Source organism: Anaerosporobacter sp., assembly GCF_965301125.1.
In genome coordinates this window covers 16,326-17,256 of sequence record NZ_CBDLAM010000076.1, presented here as the reverse complement: position 1 = coordinate 17,256, position 931 = coordinate 16,326, and the positions used below count along the sequence as shown (strand labels likewise).

1 pseudogene is annotated in these 931 nt (G+C 30.4%); it reads right to left on the bottom strand.

The features are described from left to right. Positions 1 to 931, bottom strand: a pseudogene (locus tag ACW2QF_RS10070) (penicillin-binding transpeptidase domain-containing protein); the annotation flags it as partial.

Below are 931 nucleotides of genomic sequence, written 5' to 3'. Positions count from 1 at the left end.
AATATACTCTTGCATATCTTCCGATAAAGATTTCTTTGGAGTCGTGTTATTAATAGCTAATTCTTTTTTTAGGTTTTTAAATACAACTCGCTGTTGAGATTCAAACTTTTTATATACTTGTTTCTCTAAATCAGTACTATCATCATTATTCAAAGTAGTTATGTCGATAACACTATTATTAATTAGTGCATAATATACATCGTATATAGTAAGTTTATCGTTATTCTTTAAAGCATTTAATAATATACTAGCCAATCTCTTTTCTAACAATTGATAACAAGCTTTTTGTAAATCAGCATCAATAGTAAGATAAACATCATTACCAGCTTCTGGTTCTACTCTATCGAGAATCTCAAGAACCCTTGTCTGATCATTTACTATTACTGTTTCGCTACCATTATTGCCATGTAGATAATCCTCATACAGGTTTTCTACACCAGAGATTCCAACTTGATCTGTAGCTGTGTAATTATCTTTGCCATTTTCCTTATATTCTTGTAATTTTTCTTGTGTTATTAAACCAGTATATCCTAAAATATGTGCAAAGTACTCGCTATCGTCATATACACGCTTTGTTTGTTCAAGAATTGCTACTCCTGGCAACTCTTCTTCACTTTCACGTATAGCAGCAACAACATTTTCATTTACATCAGTTGCGATTGTTATAGGAAGGTATCTAGAATACTTATTCATAGCTATATTGAAACGAATAACCATTATTTTTAAAGCATCTTCTAAACTATATTCATCCGAGATTTCGTACATCTTATTAGTTTTAGTACCATATCTCATGAATTCGAAAACTTCTTTAGCTGACGCTTCCCTTTGCTCCTCTGATAATTTATCAATAGAACTTAATGAATAAACATCTCTCTTAAAACTTAATTCTGAGCTTCCTTCCTTTTTAAAAGAAAAATTACCGTCTTTATCT